Annotated in this window: 2 protein-coding genes; both read right to left on the reverse strand. The window is 30.5% G+C overall.

Going from position 1 to position 23074, the window contains the following annotated elements; all coding sequences use genetic code 11:
• Positions 1 to 32: 32 nt before the first annotated feature.
• Positions 33 to 15254 (reverse strand): immunoglobulin-like domain-containing protein, encoded by a 15222-nt coding sequence (locus AMYT_RS12255; protein ID WP_114842809.1) that lies wholly within the window; start codon positions 15252 to 15254, stop codon positions 33 to 35.
• 341 nt (positions 15255 to 15595) lie between these two features.
• Positions 15596 to 22906 carry an immunoglobulin-like domain-containing protein gene (locus AMYT_RS12260; RefSeq protein ID WP_114842810.1) on the reverse strand — a complete coding sequence of 2437 codons (7311 nt, stop codon included), beginning with the start codon at positions 22904 to 22906 and terminating at the stop codon, positions 15596 to 15598.
• Positions 22907 to 23074 lie beyond the last annotated feature (168 nt).

Consider the following 23074-nt stretch of genomic DNA (forward strand, 5'->3'; position numbering starts at 1 on the left):
AATTATAAAAAGAGAAGATTACTCTTCTCTTTTTAAATAGTTGGATCTACACTAATATCTTCATCTATTAAAATCTTGATATTTGAATTTCCATTTTGATAAACATTAAATTTTTCTCCATCTATTGTCTCTTGAGTATTTGATTTTTCCCAATTACCTTCTAATTTAACTCTATCTTCTTTTGATTCATCTCCAAATATTTTAAGAAGATGTTGATTATTTGTTAAATCTTCAACACTTTCATCTTTTATAATAATACTATCAAGTGTATTATTAGTTAAATCTATCTCATTTGTAGTAGGCTGTGTGCTATCATTTATAAAGTTACTTAAATTTATCACTTGATCTAAATACATATTATCTGGTTCATTAATAGTTGTATTTATTGCATTATCATCTACAACTACCTTTTCATAACCATCACCACCACTTACAACTTTATCAATAGAAACTTCAAAATGATTTTCTCCTTCATTTTTTCCTAAATCTACTGTTACACTTACAACTGATGTTCCAGAACCATCTAATGAAGAAGAGTTATTTCCTATCCATCCAATAATAAAACTATTATCATCTGTTACTTCTACACTTATACTATCCCAAGCTAAATTATCAACTGAGTCTAATAAACTACCTGTTCCATTTGTTACACATACTTGGTCAGAAATAGCTTTTCCATTACTATCAAAAATACGATAATAAATAGGTGCATCGCTTGAAGCTGTATCATGCCAAACTGCAACAAAATTTCCATCACCAAGTGCTTTTACAATTGCAGGACCAGCATATGTATGTCCAGAAGCAGTACTTGTATTAACTTGCGTTTCACTCCCTGGTATTACTTTACCTGTTGAAGAATCAATTACTGCTATCATTGGAGCATCATTACCTGAATTATCTGTATTTCTTACCCAGCCAACTACAATATTTCCATTTGATAAAGTTTCTAAATTTAATAAAGGAACATTAATAGAACTCCATCCATCTATACTATTTTGTGTTAAAACAAATTGATCTGTAGCTGCAGTTCCATCTTCATTAAATACTCTTGCATAAAGTTTTCTATAACTTCCCGCATTATCAGAACCTGCACCTCCATACCAAATAGTCATAAACTTACCACCATCTAATTCAACTATTCGAGGAGCAGATTCATAAGCTCCTGGATTATCTTTTCCTCTTACATCAACATCACTTGCCACACTAAAATCACTATCTGTTGGATTTTTAGTTGGGTCTATAATATTTACTATTGGTTTATGTCCACCTTTTCCATATTCATTTGCTATACCTACTACTACTTTTCCATTAGATAACTCTTCCACATATATATTTTGTTCATGATTACCCCATGTAGTTTGATCAACATTACCCTTTCCAACTCTAAACTCATCACTTACAGCATTTCCATTTGCATCAAAAATTCTTCCATAAACAGTAGCATTACTTCCACCACCTATATTTTTAACATAAACAGCTAACAATCTACCATCTGATAAAACTGTAAGAATAGGTGCACTTTCATGAGTTGTTGTATCATTTTGTTGAATAGAAACATCTTTATTTACAAAAAACTCTGAACTACTTGAGTCTTTACTTGGGTCTATTACTGTCATTATTGGTTTTTGGCTACCATCATACGCTGCATATCCAATTATAATATTTCCATTATCCATAACTTTTATATCAAGTCCTTTTACAAACCAATAGTCACCATTTAATTCTGATGCACTTTTATCACTTATTGTAAAAGTATCTACTTTTACATTTCCAAAAGCATCATATATTTTACCTTTTAAATAGTTTGAAGTATTACTTGATGTATTATCACCCCATACATATAATACATCTCCATTATCAAGTTTTGTTACTATTGGTGCTGATTGATTTCCACTTCCATGTCCTGTATTTATTACAGTTACATCTCCTGTAGAATCAGGTTCTACTAAATAGTTATCATTTACAATTTCTACTTCAAAATCTACTTCAGTTGCTCCTTTTGGTATAGTAACCTCTTTTACTTCTACTATATCTTCATTTGTAGTTGGATCTTTATAAGTATATTTTACTGATACTTTCATATCTTCAAGTGCTACAATAGGATTTCCATTATCATCTGTTAAAGTTACTTTATATTTAGCACTTTCACCTTCGATAACGTCTGTTTCTATTCCTTCAATTTTTACATTTATATTATCTACATCATCTTTTATTGTTGTCTCTACTGATGAATCATCAATAGCAACTTTTTCAAATTGATCTGTATTTGTTACACTATCTATAGAAATTTCAAATTTCTCATCACTTTCTTTATATACATTATCTACAGTTTCAACTTCAAAACTTGCTTCACTTTCTCCAGCTTTAATTGTTACTGTTTTTACTTCTGTTATATCTTCTCCTGAAGCTGTTGTATATGTATATGTGAATTTTACTTCCATATCCTCTTTTGCAATTACTGCTTTTCCATTTTCATCAGTTAAAGCTACTTTATATGTGGCACTATTACCCTCTTCAACTGTTGAATCTCCACTTAATTTTATATTTACAGTATCACCTGGAGTATCATCTTTAATAATAGTTTCAACTCCTATTTCATCTATTGTAACTTTTTCAAATTGATCTGTATTTGTAATACTTACTATTTCTATATAAAATTTCTCTGCATCTTCTGCATATACATCATCAAGAGTTTTTATATCTATGCTTGTAGAGCTTTCTCCTGCTTTTATAGTTACAGTTCCTACTTTTTCTATATTTTTACCATCTAATGTTGTAAATGTATATTTAAAAGTTACTATCATATCCTCTTTTGCTATTACTTTATTTCCATCATCATCTGTAAGTGTTACTTCATATGTTGCTGTTTCACCTTCACTTATTGTATCTCCTTCTTCTATAACTCTACTTCCATCTGCATTAAATTTTTGTGTATATATTGGTCTTTCTGATGAAGAACTACCTTCCCAAGTTACTATATAAGAACCATCTGCTAATACTGTTATTTGCGGATTAATATCAAATCCTGCTGTATTACCTATTGATTCTAATTTTACATTTTCTCCATCCATTGTTCCATCAGGATTAAATTTTTGTACAAAGATTGACCAATCTCCACCTGCATCTACTCCTTGCCATGTTACTACATAAGATCCATCTTTTAAAGCTATTATTTGTGGTGATATATCAGCGCCCACATTATTATCTACTTTTTCTAATTGTACTGTTTCTTCAACTTTACTTCCATCAGAATCAAACTGTTGTACAAATATTGAAGAAGTTCCTTGACTATCACTTCCACTCCATGTTATTACATACCCTCCATTTGCTAAAATAGTTATTTGTGGATTAAAATCATTTCCTGTTGTATTATCCAAGGCTTCTAATTGTACTACTTCTCCAGCTTTACTTCCATCAGAGTTAAACTGTTGTACAAATATTGAAAAATCTCCTTGACTATCTAATCCTGACCATGTTACTACATAAGATCCATCTTCTAATGTTTCTATTTGTTGATGAGCATCATTTGTTCTTATAAAATCTGAGGCTTCTAATTGTACAGCTGAACCATCTTTACTTCCATCAGAATTAAACTGTTGTACAAATAGTGAATAATTTCCTTGGCTATCTTTTTCTCTCCAAAGTACCACATATCCTCCATCATTTAATTCAGTTATTTTTGCCATAGAATTAGGAGTACTCTTTATTATTTCTATTTCACCTACTTTAACTCCATCTGCATCAAACTGTTGAATAAATATTTCTCCATTCGCTTTACTTCCAACTGCTGCATATCCTCCATTTGCTAAAAGAGTTATGTCTATTGTAGAAATATCTGTTCCAAATCCTATAGTCTCTCCTACTTTACTTCCATTAGAGTTAAACTGTTGTACATAAGTACCATAATCATAATTTGCACAACTTAATATATATCCTCCATCTTCTAAGCTAACTATTTTTGCTGAATCCTTTGCACCTTTTACTTCTACAGTATCTCCTATTTTTTCATCATTAGCATTATATTGTTGTAAAAACAAAGAAAGTTTTCCTGTACTATTTTGTGCAAACCAAGTTACTACATATCCTCCATCTTTTAAAGCTGTTATTTGAGGACCAAATCCTATATTCACAACCTTTTCTGTTGTATATTCTCTTTCTTCACCACTTGCAACTAAATTTATATTTACATTATCGGCAGGAGTATCATCTTTAATAATAGTTTCAACTCCTATTTCATCTATTGTAACTTTTTCAAATTGATCTGCATTTGTGATACTTACTATTTCTATATAAAATTTCTCTGCATCTTCTGCATATACATCATCAAGAGTTTTTATATCTATACTTACAGAACTTTCTCCTGCTTTTATAGTTACAGTTCCTACTTTTTCTATATTTTCACCATCTAATGTTGTAAATGTATATTTAAAAGTTACTACCATATCCTCTTTTGCTATTACTTCATTTCCATCATCATCTGTAAGTGTTACTTCATATGTTGCTGTTTCACCTTCACTTATTGTATCTCCTTCTTCTATAACCATACTTCCATCTGCATTAAATTTTTGTACTTTTATACTTCCTTCATTCCAATATCCAGAAGAAGTAACTATATATGATCCATCTGCTAATACTGTAACTGAATGTTCATATGAATCATATAGTACTTCTGTAACTTCTGTAGCAGGTGTTCCATCAGAATTAAATTGTTGTGCAAATAAAGTAAATTTTCCTTGACTATTGTATGCAGACCATGTTACTACATATGATCCATCTAATAGTTCTGTCATCTTTAACTTTAAAGCCCAAGATGTTCCATTTGCATCTATTTGTACAACTTCTCCACTAAGTGTTCCATCACTATTAAATTTTTGTATATAAAAATTTGTATTAAGATCAGCTTCATCTTGTCCCCACCAACCAATAATATATGTTCCATCTGCTAACTCTGTTATCTGAGGAGTCTCTTTATTATAATTATATTTATAGTTTGGAGCTTTTAGTTCAATAGTACTTCCACTTAATGTACCATCACTATTAAATTTTTGTGTAAAACAAGACCAAGTTCCTTGTTCATTTTCTCCATACCATGTCACAATATAAGAGCCATCACTTAAACTCTCCATTCCTTGGTGTTGATCTCTTCCATCTGTTTTATTTACTCCTTCAAGTTGAATCATTTCTCCTACTTTACTTCCATCAGAGTTAAATTGTTGAACAAATATTGACATATCACCTTCACTATCATTTCCCCACCAACTAACAGCATATGAGCCATCTGCTAAAGTTACAATTTTTGGATCATATTCCCATTTTGCAGAGTTTAAATTAACTATATTTCCATCAGTTGTTCCATCTGCATTAAATTTTTGTACATTAATAGATAGATTATTATCTTTATTTTGCCAAACTATAATATATGATCCATCAGGAAATGTTGTTATATCTTTATATATGTTGCCTGAAGAATCTTTAAAAATATTCATTTCTATTATACTTCCATCTTTTGTTCCATCAGGATTAAATCTTTGTGTATATAAAGAATTATTATTAACTAATTCATCAGAACTTTTTCCAAGCCAAACTACTATATATGAACCATCTTCAAAACTTTCTATTTGAAGGTTTTCTCGCCTAGCAGCTTCATGGGCATTCTCACTAAAAACTACAGTATCTCCTAATTTATTTCCACTATTATCAAATTTTTGTACAGATGTTTCCCAGAATCCATCACTATTTTTTGTAATCCAAGTCATAGCATATGTACCATCTTCAAATGTTGTAATATCTGCATATGAACCTTTAACTATAGTTTCTAATTTATATTCTCTTTCTTCACCACTTGCAACTAAATTTACATTTACATTATCTACATCATCTTTTATTGTTGTCTCAACAGGTGTACTATCAATAGTTATCTTTTCAAATGCATTAGTATTTGATACAGTATTTATATTGATTTTAAAACTTTCATCACCCTCTTTATATACATTATCTACAGTTTCCACTTCAAAACTTACTTCACTTTGTCCAGCTTTAATTGTTACTGTTTTTACTTCTGTTATATCTTCCCCTGAAGCTGTTGTATATGTATATGTAAATTTTACTTCCATATCCTCTTTTGCAATTACTGCTTTTCCATTTTCATCAGTTAAAGTTACTTTATATGCCGCATTTTCTCCTTCAGTAACACTTGTATCTCCACTTAGCTTTACTTTTACCACATCTTCATCATCACTTATTGTTGTTGAAACTGCTGTACTATCTGCTTCTAGTTTTTCAAAGCTTGCTCCACCACTTACTTCTTTTATTGAGTTTGAAATTGAATCACTCTCTTTATATACATCATCTCTATTTACTGTTGTTGTTGCAGTTCCACTTGACTCACCTGCTTTTATTGTAATTGTTTCACCATTACTTAATGTGATTTTTACATCTTCTTTTGCTACAACTGAAGTTCCATTCTCATCTACTAAGTTTACTGTATATGTGATCTCTCCACCATCTTCACTTACGCTTGATGTTGCACTTAATTTTGCTTTTACCACATCTTCATCATCACTTATTGTTGTTGAAACTGCTGTACTATCTGCTTCTAGTTTTTCAAAGCTTGCTCCACCGCTTACTTCTTTTATTGAGTTTGAAATTGAATCACTCTCTTTATATACATCATCTCTATTTACTGTTGTTGTTGCAGTTCCACTTGACTCACCTGCTTTTATTGTAATTGTTTCACCATTACTTAATGTGATTTTTACATCTTCTTTTGCAACTGTTGCTGTTCCATTCTCATCTACTAAGTTTACTGTATATGTGATCTCTCCACCATCTTCACTTACGCTTGATGTTGCACTTAATTTTGCTTTTACCACATCTTCATCATCACTTATTGTTGTTGAAACTGCTGTACTATCTGCTTCTAGTTTTTCAAAGCTTGCTCCACCACTTACTTCTTTTATTGAGTTTGAAATTGAATCACTCTCTTTATATACATCATCTCTATTTACTGTTGTTGTTGCAGTTCCACTTGACTCACCTGCTTTTATTGTAATTGTTTCACCATTACTTAATGTGATTTTTACATCTTCTTTTGCTACAACTGAAGTTCCATTCTCATCTACTAAGTTTACTGTATATGTGATCTCTCCACCATCTTCACTTACGCTTGATGTTGCACTTAATTTTGCTTTTACCACATCTTCATCATCACTTATTGTTGTTGAAACTGCTGTACTATCTGCTTCTAGTTTTTCAAAGCTTGCTCCACCACTTACTTCTTTTATTGAGTTTGAAATTGAATCACTCTCTTTATATACATCATCTCTATTTACTGTTGTTGTTGCAGTTCCACTTGACTCACCTGCTTTTATTGTAATTGTTTCACCATTACTTAATGTGATTTTTACATCTTCTTTTGCTACAACTGAAGTTCCATTCTCATCTACTAAGTTTACTGTATATGTGATCTCTCCACCATCTTCACTTACGCTTGATGTTGCACTTAATTTTGCTTTTACCACATCTTCATCATCACTTATTGTTGTTGAAACTGCTGTACTATCTGCTTCTAGTTTTTCAAAGCTTGCTCCACCACTTACTTCTTTTATTGAGTTTGAAATTGAATCACTCTCTTTATATACATCATCTCTATTTACTGTTGTTGTTGCAGTTCCACTTGACTCACCTGCTTTTATTGTAATTGTTTCACCATTACTTAATGTGATTTTTACATCTTCTTTTGCTACAACTGAAGTTCCATTCTCATCTACTAAGTTTACTGTATATGTGATCTCTCCACCATCTTCACTTACGCTTGATGTTGCACTTAATTTTGCTTTTACCACATCTTCATCATCACTTATTGTTGTTGAAACTGCTGTACTATCTGCTTCTAGTTTTTCAAAGCTTGCTCCACCACTTACTTCTTTTATTGAGTTTGAAATTGAATCACTCTCTTTATATACATCATCTCTATTTACTGTTGTTGTTGCAGTTCCACTTGACTCACCTGCTTTTATTGTAATTGTTTCACCATTACTTAATGTGATTTTTACATCTTCTTTTGCTACAACTGAAGTTCCATTCTCATCTACTAAGTTTACTGTATATGTGATCTCTCCACCATCTTCACTTACGCTTGATGTTGCACTTAATTTTGCTTTTACCACATCTTCATCATCACTTATTGTTGTTGAAACTGCTGTACTATCTGCTTCTAGTTTTTCAAAGCTTGCTCCACCACTTACTTCTTTTATTGAGTTTGAAATTGAATCACTCTCTTTATATACATCATCTCTATTTACTGTTGTTGTTGCAGTTCCACTTGACTCACCTGCTTTTATTGTAATTGTTTCACCATTACTTAATGTGATTTTTACATCTTCTTTTGCTACAACTGAAGTTCCATTCTCATCTACTAAGTTTACTGTATATGTGATCTCTCCACCATCTTCACTTACGCTTGATGTTGCACTTAATTTTGCTTTTACCACATCTTCATCATCACTTATTGTTGTTGAAACTGCTGTACTATCTGCTTCTAGTTTTTCAAAGCTTGCTCCACCACTTACTTCTTTTATTGAGTTTGAAATTGAATCACTCTCTTTATATACATCATCTCTATTTACTGTTGTTGTTGCAGTTCCACTTGACTCACCTGCTTTTATTGTAATTGTTTCACCATTACTTAATGTGATTTTTACATCTTCTTTTGCTACAACTGAAGTTCCATTCTCATCTACTAAGTTTACTGTATATGTGATCTCTCCACCATCTTCACTTACGCTTGATGTTGCACTTAATTTTGCTTTTACCACATCTTCATCATCACTTATTGTTGTTGAAACTGCTGTACTATCTGCTTCTAGTTTTTCAAAGCTTGCTCCACCACTTACTTCTTTTATTGAGTTTGAAATTGAATCACTCTCTTTATATACATCATCTCTATTTACTGTTGTTGTTGCAGTTCCACTTGACTCACCTGCTTTTATTGTAATTGTTTCACCATTACTTAATGTGATTTTTACATCTTCTTTTGCTACAACTGAAGTTCCATTCTCATCTACTAAGTTTACTGTATATGTGATCTCTCCACCATCTTCACTTACGCTTGATGTTGCACTTAATTTTGCTTTTACCACATCTTCATCATCACTTATTGTTGTTGAAACTGCTGTACTATCTGCTTCTAGTTTTTCAAAGCTTGCTCCACCACTTACTTCTTTTATTGAGTTTGAAATTGAATCACTCTCTTTATATACATCATCTCTATTTACTGTTGTTGTTGCAGTTCCACTTGACTCACCTGCTTTTATTGTAATTGTTTCACCATTACTTAATGTGATTTTTACATCTTCTTTTGCAACTGTTGCTGTTCCATTCTCATCTACTAAGTTTACTGTATATGTGATCTCTCCACCATCTTCACTTACGCTTGATGTTGCACTTAATTTTGCTTTTACCACATCTTCATCATCACTTATTGTTGTTGAAACTGCTGTACTATCTGCTTCTAGTTTTTCAAAGCTTGCTCCACCGCTTACTTCTTTTATTGAGTTTGAAATTGAATCACTCTCTTTATATACATCATCTCTATTTACTGTTGTTGTTGCAGTTCCACTTGACTCACCTGCTTTTATTGTAATTGTTTCACCATTACTTAATGTGATTTTTACATCTTCTTTTGCAACTGTTGCTGTTCCATTCTCATCTACTAAGTTTACTGTATATGTGATCTCTCCACCATCTTCACTTACGCTTGATGTTGCACTTAATTTTGCTTTTACCACATCTTCATCATCACTTATTGTTGTTGAAACTGCTGTACTATCTGCTTCTAGTTTTTCAAAGCTTGCTCCACCACTTACTTCTTTTATTGAGTTTGAAATTGAATCACTCTCTTTATATACATCATCTCTATTTACTGTTGTTGTTGCAGTTCCACTTGACTCACCTGCTTTTATTGTAATTGTTTCACCATTACTTAATGTGATTTTTACATCTTCTTTTGCTACAACTGAAGTTCCATTCTCATCTACTAAGTTTACTGTATATGTGATCTCTCCACCATCTTCACTTACGCTTGATGTTGCACTTAATTTTGCTTTTACCACATCTTCATCATCACTTATTGTTGTTGAAACTGCTGTACTATCTGCTTCTAGTTTTTCAAAGCTTGCTCCACCACTTACTTCTTTTATTGAGTTTGAAATTGAATCACTCTCTTTATATACATCATCTCTATTTACTGTTGTTGTTGCAGTTCCACTTGACTCACCTGCTTTTATTGTAATTGTTTCACCATTACTTAATGTGATTTTTACATCTTCTTTTGCTACAACTGAAGTTCCATTCTCATCTACTAAGTTTACTGTATATGTGATCTCTCCACCATCTTCACTTACGCTTGATGTTGCACTTAATTTTGCTTTTACCACATCTTCATCATCACTTATTGTTGTTGAAACTGCTGTACTATCTGCTTCTAGTTTTTCAAAGCTTGCTCCACCACTTACTTCTTTTATTGAGTTTGAAATTGAATCACTCTCTTTATATACATCATCTCTATTTACTGTTGTTGTTGCAGTTCCACTTGACTCACCTGCTTTTATTGTAATTGTTTCACCATTACTTAATGTGATTTTTACATCTTCTTTTGCTACAACTGAAGTTCCATTCTCATCTACTAAGTTTACTGTATATGTGATCTCTCCACCATCTTCACTTACGCTTGATGTTGCACTTAATTTTGCTTTTACCACATCTTCATCATCACTTATTGTTGTTGAAACTGCTGTACTATCTGCTTCTAGTTTTTCAAAGCTTGCTCCACCGCTTACTTCTTTTATTGAGTTTGAAATTGAATCACTCTCTTTATATACATCATCTCTATTTACTGTTGTTGTTGCAGTTCCACTTGACTCACCTGCTTTTATTGTAATTGTTTCACCATTACTTAATGTGATTTTTACATCTTCTTTTGCAACTGTTGCTGTTCCATTCTCATCTACTAAGTTTACTGTATATGTGATCTCTCCACCATCTTCACTTACGCTTGATGTTGCACTTAATTTTGCTTTTACCACATCTTCATCATCACTTATTGTTGTTGAAACTGCTGTACTATCTGCTTCTAGTTTTTCAAAGCTTGCTCCACCACTTACTTCTTTTATTGAGTTTGAAATTGAATCACTCTCTTTATATACATCATCTCTATTTACTGTTGTTGTTGCAGTTCCACTTGACTCACCTGCTTTTATTGTAATTGTTTCACCATTACTTAATGTGATTTTTACATCTTCTTTTGCTACAACTGAAGTTCCATTCTCATCTACTAAGTTTACTGTATATGTGATCTCTCCACCATCTTCACTTACGCTTGATGTTGCACTTAATTTTGCTTTTACCACATCTTCATCATCACTTATTGTTGTTGAAACTGCTGTACTATCTGCTTCTAGTTTTTCAAAGCTTGCTCCACCACTTACTTCTTTTATTGAGTTTGAAATTGAATCACTCTCTTTATATACATCATCTCTATTTACTGTTGTTGTTGCAGTTCCACTTGACTCACCTGCTTTTATTGTAATTGTTTCACCATTACTTAATGTGATTTTTACATCTTCTTTTGCTACAACTGAAGTTCCATTCTCATCTACTAAGTTTACTGTATATGTGATCTCTCCACCATCTTCACTTACGCTTGATGTTGCACTTAATTTTGCTTTTACCACATCTTCATCATCACTTATTGTTGTTGAAACTGCTGTACTATCTGCTTCTAGTTTTTCAAAGCTTGCTCCACCACTTACTTCTTTTATTGAGTTTGAAATTGAATCACTCTCTTTATATACATCATCTCTATTTACTGTTGTTGTTGCAGTTCCACTTGACTCACCTGCTTTTATTGTAATTGTTTCACCATTACTTAATGTGATTTTTACATCTTCTTTTGCTACAACTGAAGTTCCATTCTCATCTACTAAGTTTACTGTATATGTGATCTCTCCACCATCTTCACTTACGCTTGATGTTGCACTTAATTTTGCTTTTACCACATCTTCATCATCACTTATTGTTGTTGAAACTGCTGTACTATCTGCTTCTAGTTTTTCAAAGCTTGCTCCACCGCTTACTTCTTTTATTGAGTTTGAAATTGAATCACTCTCTTTATATACATCATCTCTATTTACTGTTGTTGTTGCAGTTCCACTTGACTCACCTGCTTTTATTGTAATTGTTTCACCATTACTTAATGTGATTTTTACATCTTCTTTTGCAACTGTTGCTGTTCCATTCTCATCTACTAAGTTTACTGTATATGTGATCTCTCCACCATCTTCACTTACGCTTGATGTTGCACTTAATTTTGCTTTTACCACATCTTCATCATCACTTATTGTTGTTGAAACTGCTGTACTATCTGCTTCTAGTTTTTCAAAGCTTGCTCCACCACTTACTTCTTTTATTGAGTTTGAAATTGAATCACTCTCTTTATATACATCATCTCTATTTACTGTTGTTGTTGCAGTTCCACTTGACTCACCTGCTTTTATTGTAATTGTTTCACCATTACTTAATGTGATTTTTACATCTTCTTTTGCTACAACTGAAGTTCCATTCTCATCTACTAAGTTTACTGTATATGTGATCTCTCCACCATCTTCACTTACGCTTGATGTTGCACTTAATTTTGCTTTTACCACATCTTCATCATCACTTATTGTTGTTGAAACTGCTGTACTATCTGCTTCTAGTTTTTCAAAGCTTGCTCCACCACTTACTTCTTTTATTGAGTTTGAAATTGAATCACTCTCTTTATATACATCATCTCTATTTACTGTTGTTGTTGCAGTTCCACTTGACTCACCTGCTTTTATTGTAATTGTTTCACCATTACTTAATGTGATTTTTACATCTTCTTTTGCTACAACTGAAGTTCCATTCTCATCTACTAAGTTTACTGTATATGTGATCTCTCCACCATCTTCACTTACGCTTGATGTTGCACTTAATTTTGCTTTTACCACATCTTCATCATCACTTATTGTTGTTGAAACTGCTGTACTATCTGCTTCTAGTTTTTCAAAGCTTGCTCCACCACTTACTTCTTTTATTGAGTTTGAAATTGAATCACTCTCTTTATATACATCATCTCTATTTACTGTTGTTGTTGCAGTTCCACTTGACTCACCTGCTTTTATTGTAATTGTTTCACCATTACTTAATGTGATTTTTACATCTTCTTTTGCTACAACTGAAGTTCCATTCTCATCTACTAAGTTTACTGTATATGTGATCTCTCCACCATCTTCACTTACGCTTGATGTTGCACTTAATTTTGCTTTTACCACATCTTCATCATCACTTATTGTTGTTGAAACTGCTGTACTATCTGCTTCTAGTTTTTCAAAGCTTGCTCCACCACTTACTTCTTTTATTGAGTTTGAAATTGAATCACTCTCTTTATATACATCATCTCTATTTACTGTTGTTGTTGCAGTTCCACTTGACTCACCTGCTTTTATTGTAATTGTTTCACCATTACTTAATGTGATTTTTACATCTTCTTTTGCTACAACTGAAGTTCCATTCTCATCTACTAAGTTTACTGTATATGTGATCTCTCCACCATCTTCACTTACGCTTGATGTTGCACTTAATTTTGCTTTTACCACATCTTCATCATCACTTATTGTTGTTGAAACTGCTGTACTATCTGCTTCTAGTTTTTCAAAGCTTGCTCCACCACTTACTTCTTTTATTGAGTTTGAAATTGAATCACTCTCTTTATATACATCATCTCTATTTACTGTTGTTGTTGCAGTTCCACTTGACTCACCTGCTTTTATTGTAATTGTTTCACCATTACTTAATGTGATTTTTACATCTTCTTTTGCTACAACTGAAGTTCCATTCTCATCTACTAAGTTTACTGTATATGTGATCTCTCCACCATCTTCACTTACGCTTGATGTTGCACTTAATTTTGCTTTTACCACATCTTCATCATCACTTATTGTTGTTGAAACTGCTGTACTATCTGCTTCTAGTTTTTCAAAGCTTGCTCCACCGCTTACTTCTTTTATTGAGTTTGAAATTGAATCACTCTCTTTATATACATCATCTCTATTTACTGTTGTTGTTGCAGTTCCACTTGACTCACCTGCTTTTATTGTAATTGTTTCACCATTACTTAATGTGATTTTTACATCTTCTTTTGCAACTGTTGCTGTTCCATTCTCATCTACTAAGTTTACTGTATATGTGATCTCTCCACCATCTTCACTTACGCTTGATGTTGCACTTAATTTTGCTTTTACCACATCTTCATCATCACTTATTGTTGTTGAAACTGCTGTACTATCTGCTTCTAGTTTTTCAAAGCTTGCTCCACCGCTTACTTCTTTTATTGAGTTTGAAATTGAATCACTCTCTTTATATACATCATCTCTATTTACTGTTGTTGTTGCAGTTCCACTTGACTCACCTGCTTTTATTGTAATTGTTTCACCATTACTTAATGTGATTTTTACATCTTCTTTTGCAACTGTTGCTGTTCCATTCTCATCTACTAAGTTTACTGTATATGTGATCTCTCCACCATCTTCACTTGCTGATTCACTTGCACTTAATACTGCTTTTACTGAAATCTTTTCTTCTATCAATTCTTCCATTTTATCTCTATCAATAATAGTTAGATCTTGTAGAGTTTCACTTTCTTCTAACCTACTTCTACCATTTAAAGTATTACTAATATATTCTTCATTTAATTGATTGTTTCTAAAATTTGCAATATTATTTATCATTTCATTTCCAGCAGCGGCTGCTTCTATTGTAGTTGATAAAGATGCAAAATCATCTATTATTACCCCATCTTTAATATCTTCACCTAGGGAAGAGTTGGATAACATTTCTTTTAAAGTTCTTATTATATTATCACCTTCAAAGTTATCATTTAATACTGTTTTATTTAATTCTTCTAAGCCCTCTGGAGTATTAATAATACCAAGAACACTTATCTTATTTGATATTGTCTCAACAACATCTGTTAAAATAAATTCTATTTCTGGATTTGTTTGAAAAAGTAATTTTATTGATTTATCATTATTTATTAATTCAATTTTATATACTAATCCTTCACTATTATCAATAAAAAGTTGTTCTGTTTCTTTTAATTTGATAGCTATATTTTTATTTAATTCCAAAACTTTAGTTTCTTGAGTACTAATATCTTTTATAATAACTTTTAGCATAATAAGTCCTTTTTTTTAATTCTGAAATTATTATAAAAGTAAATAGTTTCTAAAAAGTTTCTTATTATAGAATTTATAATATTTAAAATTATTTATTTTGGCTATGAAATTATTATTTAGACACATATTTGATTATTTAATGATAATTAGTGTTTTTTATTATTATTAATTGTTATTTTTTTAGATATAAATTTTAAAATTTATTTTTATTTTTTACACAAACCTAGAATTTTCTTTAAATTAATTGATTAATTTTTATAAATAATTATCTTTTTACACTTTTATTACATATAATTTAGCTATAAAATGCAAAAAAAGAGAAGAAAAACTTCTCTTTTTTACTAAATATCTGAATCTACAGATATATTTTCATCTATAAAAACTTTAATATTAGAAGTAGTTGAAGTTAAACCTTTATAAATATTAAATGTATCTCCATCTATTATTTGTGTTCCTTCTTTTGTCCAATTTTGTGAACCTCCTTCTAAAGTAACTTTATCTCCTATCTCATCTCCAAATATTTTAAGAATATTATTTTCACTTATATCTAATATATCTTCTAACTTTAGAGTAATATGGTTTGCTTTTCCATCTTCTAAATCAATAATTCCAGGATTTTCTACTTTTGTAAAACTTGAAATATCAATTTCATTTTCTAAGTATATATTTCCAATACTTCTTACATTACTAGTAGAAGAATCAGTTATTATTGTTTCAATACCTGCTTTTTCTAAATTTACTGTTTCATATTTATCTGTATTTGTTATACTTTCGATTGAAATTTTATATTTTTCTAATCCCATATCACTATCATTTACTGCTTTAACATCAAAGCTTACTTCACTTTCTCCTTTTTTTACTGTTACTGTTTTTACTTCTTCTATATCATCACCAGTTGCTGACATATATGTATATTTTAAAGTTACTACCATATCTTTTTTTGCTACTAAAGCATTGCCATCATCATCTGTAAGTTTTACTTTATATGTTGTATTTTCTCCTTCTCCTACAGTTGATTGTGTTAAAGTCTTTGTACCATCTGCATTGAATTTTTGATTAAGTACTTTAAAAATAGCATTACCTATATGTTCATACCAAGTTATTAAATAACTTCCATCTTTAAATGAAGTAAATTCAGGACTACCAGCCATATTAGAATTCTTATTTACTTCTACTATATCTCCATCTTTTGTTCCATCACTATTAAACTTTTGCATATATGTATTTCTCAAAAGTCCATTTACAGTTTTTCCCCCTGTTGCCCAAGACATTACAAATGAACCATCAGATAAACTTAATATTTCTGGATTTGCATCATATAAGTTCTTATTATCTACTATTATAGGTTCTCCTACTTTTACTCCATCTTCATTATATTTTTGTACAATAATCGATACAGATGAATTTTCTGGTAATTTAAGCGTATAAGTTACTACAAATGAACCATCTGCAAGTTCAATTATCTTAGGTTTAGTACCATTTATAACATCATCTTGTACTTCAACTTGATCTCCTTTTTTTGTTCCATCAGCATTAAATCTTTGAAAAAAGACTGCCCTTTTGCCTGATGTGTTATAACCTTTATAAGTGATTATAAATTCACCATTTTCTCCATACTTAGTAAGATGTTGGTTTCCATCTACTCTTTTATTATATTCAAGTTGGCCAATTTGATCAACAACAGGATCAATTTGATGATTAGCTTTATCATATCTTCCTTCAAGTACTATAGGATCTGTTAATTTTACTCCCTTTGCATTAAATTTTTGTACAAAAACTGAATGATCTCCTTGACTATCTTTTCCACCCCAAGTTATTACATATGAACCATCATCAAAAGTTTCAATTATTCCTGGTGATGCATTTGTTTTATGAAGAGTAATTTCTTCTCCATCTTTACTTCCATCTTTATTATATCTTTGAGCAAGAAGAACTTTTGAACCTGTCCTCAAGGTAGTAATAACTCCTCCATCACTTAATTCTCTATAAGTTACAGCACCATTACTAGGAAGTTTAATATACTCCCCATCTCTACTTCCATCTTCATTATATCTTTGTATAAAAGAAGTAGTTCTTGTCCCAGGTGATACAGTTGTAGCTGCATGAAATGTCATAATAAATTTTCCACTATCTTTTAAAGGAATTAAATCCATACTAGTAGTAGTATATAAATTTTTAGTCATATGTATTAGTGCTCCACTTTTTGTTCCATCTGAATTATACTTTTGTCCCAAAATCCCATGGTAACCTGGTACTGTCCAAGTTGTTATATATGACCCATCAGCAAAAGCCATAGATTGATGATGACCATAAGAATTACCTACTGCTTCTACATTATAAGTTGAAATACTACTATTATCTGCTAATAATTTAACATTTAAATTACCAGATATTTCATCAGCATTGATTGTTGTTGTTATTGCTGTTTTATCTAAAGTTATATTTTCAAATTGTGAAGTACTTGTTGCACTATCTATTTCAATTTTATATATTTCTGCCTCTTCTTTATTGCCATTTTCTATTGCTTTTACATTAAAGCTTACTTCACTTTCTCCTTTTTTTACTGTTACTGTTTTTACTTCTACTATATCATCTTTACTTGCACTTACATATGTATATTTAAAGCTTACTTCCATATCTTCTATTGCTTTCACTACATTTCCATCATCATCTGTAAGTTTTACAGTATATGTTGTATTTTCTCCTTCTTCCACAATTACTTTTATATAATCTTTACTTCCATTATCATTTAGTTTTTGTGTATATACTTTTGACTCGCCAGAAGAATTTTCTCCTGTCCAAGTCACTACATAAGTTCCATCTTCTAAATCTATAATTTGAGGATTGCTAACTTTAAAATTTAAATCTCCATTAAATTCTAATATATTGCCATTTTTTGTTCCATCACTATTAAATCTTTGAACAAAAACTGTTTCTGATTGTTCTGACTTACCAGACCAAGTAACTATATATTCATTATTATATAAACTCGTTATTTGTGCAGAATGTTCTGAAAAGTTTGTAGCATTTAAAGACTCTAATATAACTATCGTTCCAGCTTTAGACCCATCACTATTAAATCTCTGAACAAATATTGAAAAATCCCCATCACTATCTTGTCCTTCCCAAGTTACCACATAACCACCATTTTTTAAACTTATTATTTGTTGATTTTTATCAAATCCATCTGTTTTATTTGGAGCTTCCAATTTAACTATATCAGCTTTTGTTCCATCACTACTAATTTTCTGAACAAATACAGATAAGTCTCCACCTTGATCAATTCCACTCCAAGTTACTACATATGAACCATCAACTAAACCTATAATTTGTGGTTCCATATCATGCGTTAAACTACTTGTTACTCCATCTAATTTTAATAAATTTCCATTTTTTGTTCCATCACTATTAAACTTTTGAACATAAATTGATAAATCTCTATCATTCCCAGAATGCCAAGTTACCACATATGAACCATCTGTTAAATCTGTTATTTGTGGTGATTTTTCATGCCAAGAAGAAATACTTCCCTCTTCTAGATTTAACATATTTCCATTCTTTGTTCCATCACTATTAAACTTTTGAATAAATATTGAAGAATCTCCTTGAATATCTACTCCTTTCCAAGTTACTACATAACTTCCATCAACTAAACTTGTTATTTGTGGTGTCTCATCAGTTCCATATGCTACATTTGAAGCTTCTAATTTAACAATATCTGCATTTTTCGTTCCATCAGCATTGAATCTTTGAACAAAAATAGAGAAATCTCCACTAGAGTCACTTCCTTCCCATACTACAATAAAAGAATTATCTGCTTGTGAGACTAGTTGAGCATTTCTATCCGTTCCAGTAGTCATACCTATGGCTTCAAGCTTTACTAATTGTCCATCTTTTTCGCCACTACTATTAAATTTTTGAACAAATATTGAACTATCTCCATCACTATCTTTACTTTCCCATACAACAGCATAAGAATCATGTAAAGAAACTATTTTTGAATTTTTTCCACTTCCTACTTCCACAATATTATAACTTCCTGACTCAATATTATTACTATTTAATTTTATATTTACATTATCAGGTATTGTTTCATCTTTAATCGTTATTTCTACTGGCTTATCATCAATTGTAAGTTTTTCAAATTGATCCATATTTGTAATACTTTGTATTTCTATAAGAAACTTTTCACTGCCTTCTTTATATACATCATCTACTGCTTTTATATTAAAGCTTACTTCACTTTGTCCTTTTTTTACTGTTACTGTTTTTACTTCTACTATATCTTCTGCACTAGCACTTATATATGTATATTTTAAAGTTACTACCATATCTTCGATTGCTTTTACTACATTTCCATCATCATCTATAAGAGTTACTTTATATGTTGTATTTTCTCCTTCTGCTAAAGTAGCTCCTTTATAAACTGTAGCTTTTGTTCCATCACTATTAAACTTTTGAATATATACTGATGAGTCATTGTTAGTATTCATATTTGTACCTTCCCATTTTACAATATATGAACCATCTTTTAATATATAAACTGAAGGTCTCCAATCTTCTTGCATATTACCTCTAAGTCTAATTATCTCACCATCTTTATTTCCATCACTATCAAATCTTTGAATATATACTCCAAGTTTATCATTTTCATCTCTTCCAGGCCAAGATACTATATATCCACCATCCTCTAATCTAGATACAGAGGTACGATAATCTTGTCCTGTAGTATTATTTAAAGCTTCTAGCTTTATAGTATCTCCACTTTTTGTTCCATCACTATTAAATTTTTGAACATAAATTGATAAATCCCCATCACTATCTTCTCCAGCCCATGATAAAACATATGAACGATCAGTAAGCACTGTAATTTTTGAACGTATATCACTATCATCTGTAACACCACTTGCTTCATATTTTTCTAAAGTTCCATCTTTTGTTCCATCTTTTTTAAATTTTTGAACAAATATTGATCTATCCCCATCACTATCTTGCCCACTCCAAGTTACAATAAACCCACTACCAAATCTATTTGTATAAAGCATCCCATCAACTTGTGATTTATCACTTGTACCATCTAATTGAATAATATCTCCATTTTTTGTTCCATCTGCATTATATCTTTGAATAAAAATTGAGCTATTTCCTTTAGAATCTCTTCCTTCCCAAGAATATATATAAGAATCATCACTTAAAGTTAATATGCTAAAATTATCATTATTTGTTGTATTACCTATATCACTAACTGTTGTAATTTCACCATTTTTACTTCCATTAGCATTATATTTTTGAATATTTATAACTTGTTCTTTATTACTATTTTGTCCCTCCCAAGTTAAAATATATGCTCCACTAGCCAAAGTAACAATATATGGATACCAATCATGTCCTGTAGTAGTACCTGCTGTTTCTAATTTTGTTATAATTCCATTTTTAGAATCATCCCTATTAAATTTTTGCATATATACAGAATAGTCTCCATCACTATCTATTCCACTCCAAGATACTATATATGATCCATCTTTTAAGATCGATATAGATGGAGCTATATCCTCTCCATTATCATTATCAAAAGCTTCTAATTTTACTTTTTCACCATCAGTTTTTCCATTTAATGTATATTTTTGTAAAAATATAGATGCATCTGCATTACTATCTATTCCACTCCAAGATACTATATATGAACCATCTGAAAATCTTGTAATAGAAGAATGTTTTGCATCTTTTATCTCTTCTGCATACTCTATTTCTGCTAATTCTGAACAATCTGAATTTACCAATTTTACATTTACATTGTCTTGATTAGTTGTAGACTCATCAGTAATTGTTGTTTCTACTGCTGTTTTATCTAAGGATACTTTCTCATAGTTTGTAGTTCCTGTTGCACTATCTATTGCAATTTTAAATTTTTCACTGCCTTCTTTATATACATCATCTACTGCTTTTACATTAAAGCTTACTTCACTTTCTCCTTTTTTTACTGTTACTGTTTTTACTTCTACTATATCATCACCACTTGCACCATCACTTGGATATGTATATTTAAATGTAACTGTCATATCTTCAATTGCTTTTACTACATTTCCATCATCATCTGTTAAGCTTACTTTATATGTTGCATTCTCACCTTCTACTACACTACTAGCTCCACTTAATTTTACATTTAAGTTATCTTTTTCACTTGGATCTGGATTTGTGGGATCACTATAATCAGTAATTGTTGTTTCTACTGCTGTTTTATCTAAGGATACTTTCTCATAGTTTGTAGTTCCTGTTGCACTATCTATTGCAATTTTAAATTTTTCACTGCCTTCTTTATATACATCATCTACTGCTTTTACATTAAAGCTTACTTCACTTTCTCCTTTTTTTACTGTTACTGTTTTTACTTCTACTATATCATCACCACTTGCACCATCACTTGGATATGTATATTTAAATGTAACTGTCATATCTTCAATTGCTTTTACTACATTTCCATCATCATCTGTTAAGCTTACTTTATATGTTGCATTCTCACCTTCTACTACACTACTAGCTCCACTTAATTTTACATTTAAGTTATCTTTTTCACTTGGATCTGGATTTGTGGGATCACTATAATCAGTAATTGTTGTTTCTACTGCTGTTTTATCTAAGGATACTTTCTCATAGTTTGTAGTTCCTGTTGCACTATCTATTGCAATTTTAAATTTTTCACTGCCTTCTTTATATACATCATCTACTGCTTTTACATTAAAGCTTACTTCACTTTCTCCTTTTTTTACTGTTACTGTTTTTACTTCTACTATATCATCACCACTTGCACCATCACTTGGATATGTATATTTAAATGTAACTGTCATATCTTCAATTGCTTTTACTACATTTCCATCATCATCTGTTAAGCTTACTTTATATGTTGCATTCTCACCTTCTACTACACTACTAGCTCCACTTAATTTTACATTTAAGTTATCTTTTTCACTTGGATCTGGATTTGTGGGATCTGGCTTTGTAGGTTCAGTTGGATTAATATCATCACTTTCAGAACTACTAGGATTTATATAATTATCATTATCTAATATATTTCCACTTTTGTTAGTCTTTGATTGGATATTTTCATTTGGTGTTTCATCTAATCTTGTTCTTTTTGATAAAAGTTCATTTTTGATATTTTCATTACTTAATAAAAAGTTTTTAAATACTGAACTATCTGATTTTATTTCTTCACTAGCAGCTGTTACTTGCATTGATGCTGTTAAAGAATTAAAATCATCTATTATAATTGTATCTTTTATATCTGTATTAATGGAAAAAGTCAAAAGTTGTTTTTTAAAACTTGCTATTATTTCTTCATCTTTTAGAGAATTACTTAAACTATTAAACTTCTCTAAACTTTCTTTAGTATTTAATATACAAAGAACAGATTTTGTATCATTTACATTACTTATAATTTCTACAAAATTTTTAAAAATAATTTTAATTTGAGGGTTTGTTTCTAATAAAATTATAAGTGATTTTCCATTATCAATTAAAGAAATAGAGTATTTTAATCCATCACTATTATCTAAAAAGAATTGTTCACCTTTTTTAGCATTTAATATAATATCTCTAGAAATAGTTTTTATTTCCATATTACCAAATTGATTTTTTACAATTAATGTTACCATAAGAAACTCCTTTTATCATCTTGAGCTAATTTAATGATAAAAAAGTTTCTAAAAAGTTTCTAAAATAAAATAAAATAATAATTATTATCATTAAATTTAATAAAATAGATTATTATAAAGACACTCAAATATTATTTTTGTTTTTTATTGGTTATTTGGAAGATTATT

The organism is Malaciobacter mytili LMG 24559, assembly GCF_003346775.1.
Lineage (GTDB): Bacteria > Campylobacterota > Campylobacteria > Campylobacterales > Arcobacteraceae > Malaciobacter > Malaciobacter mytili.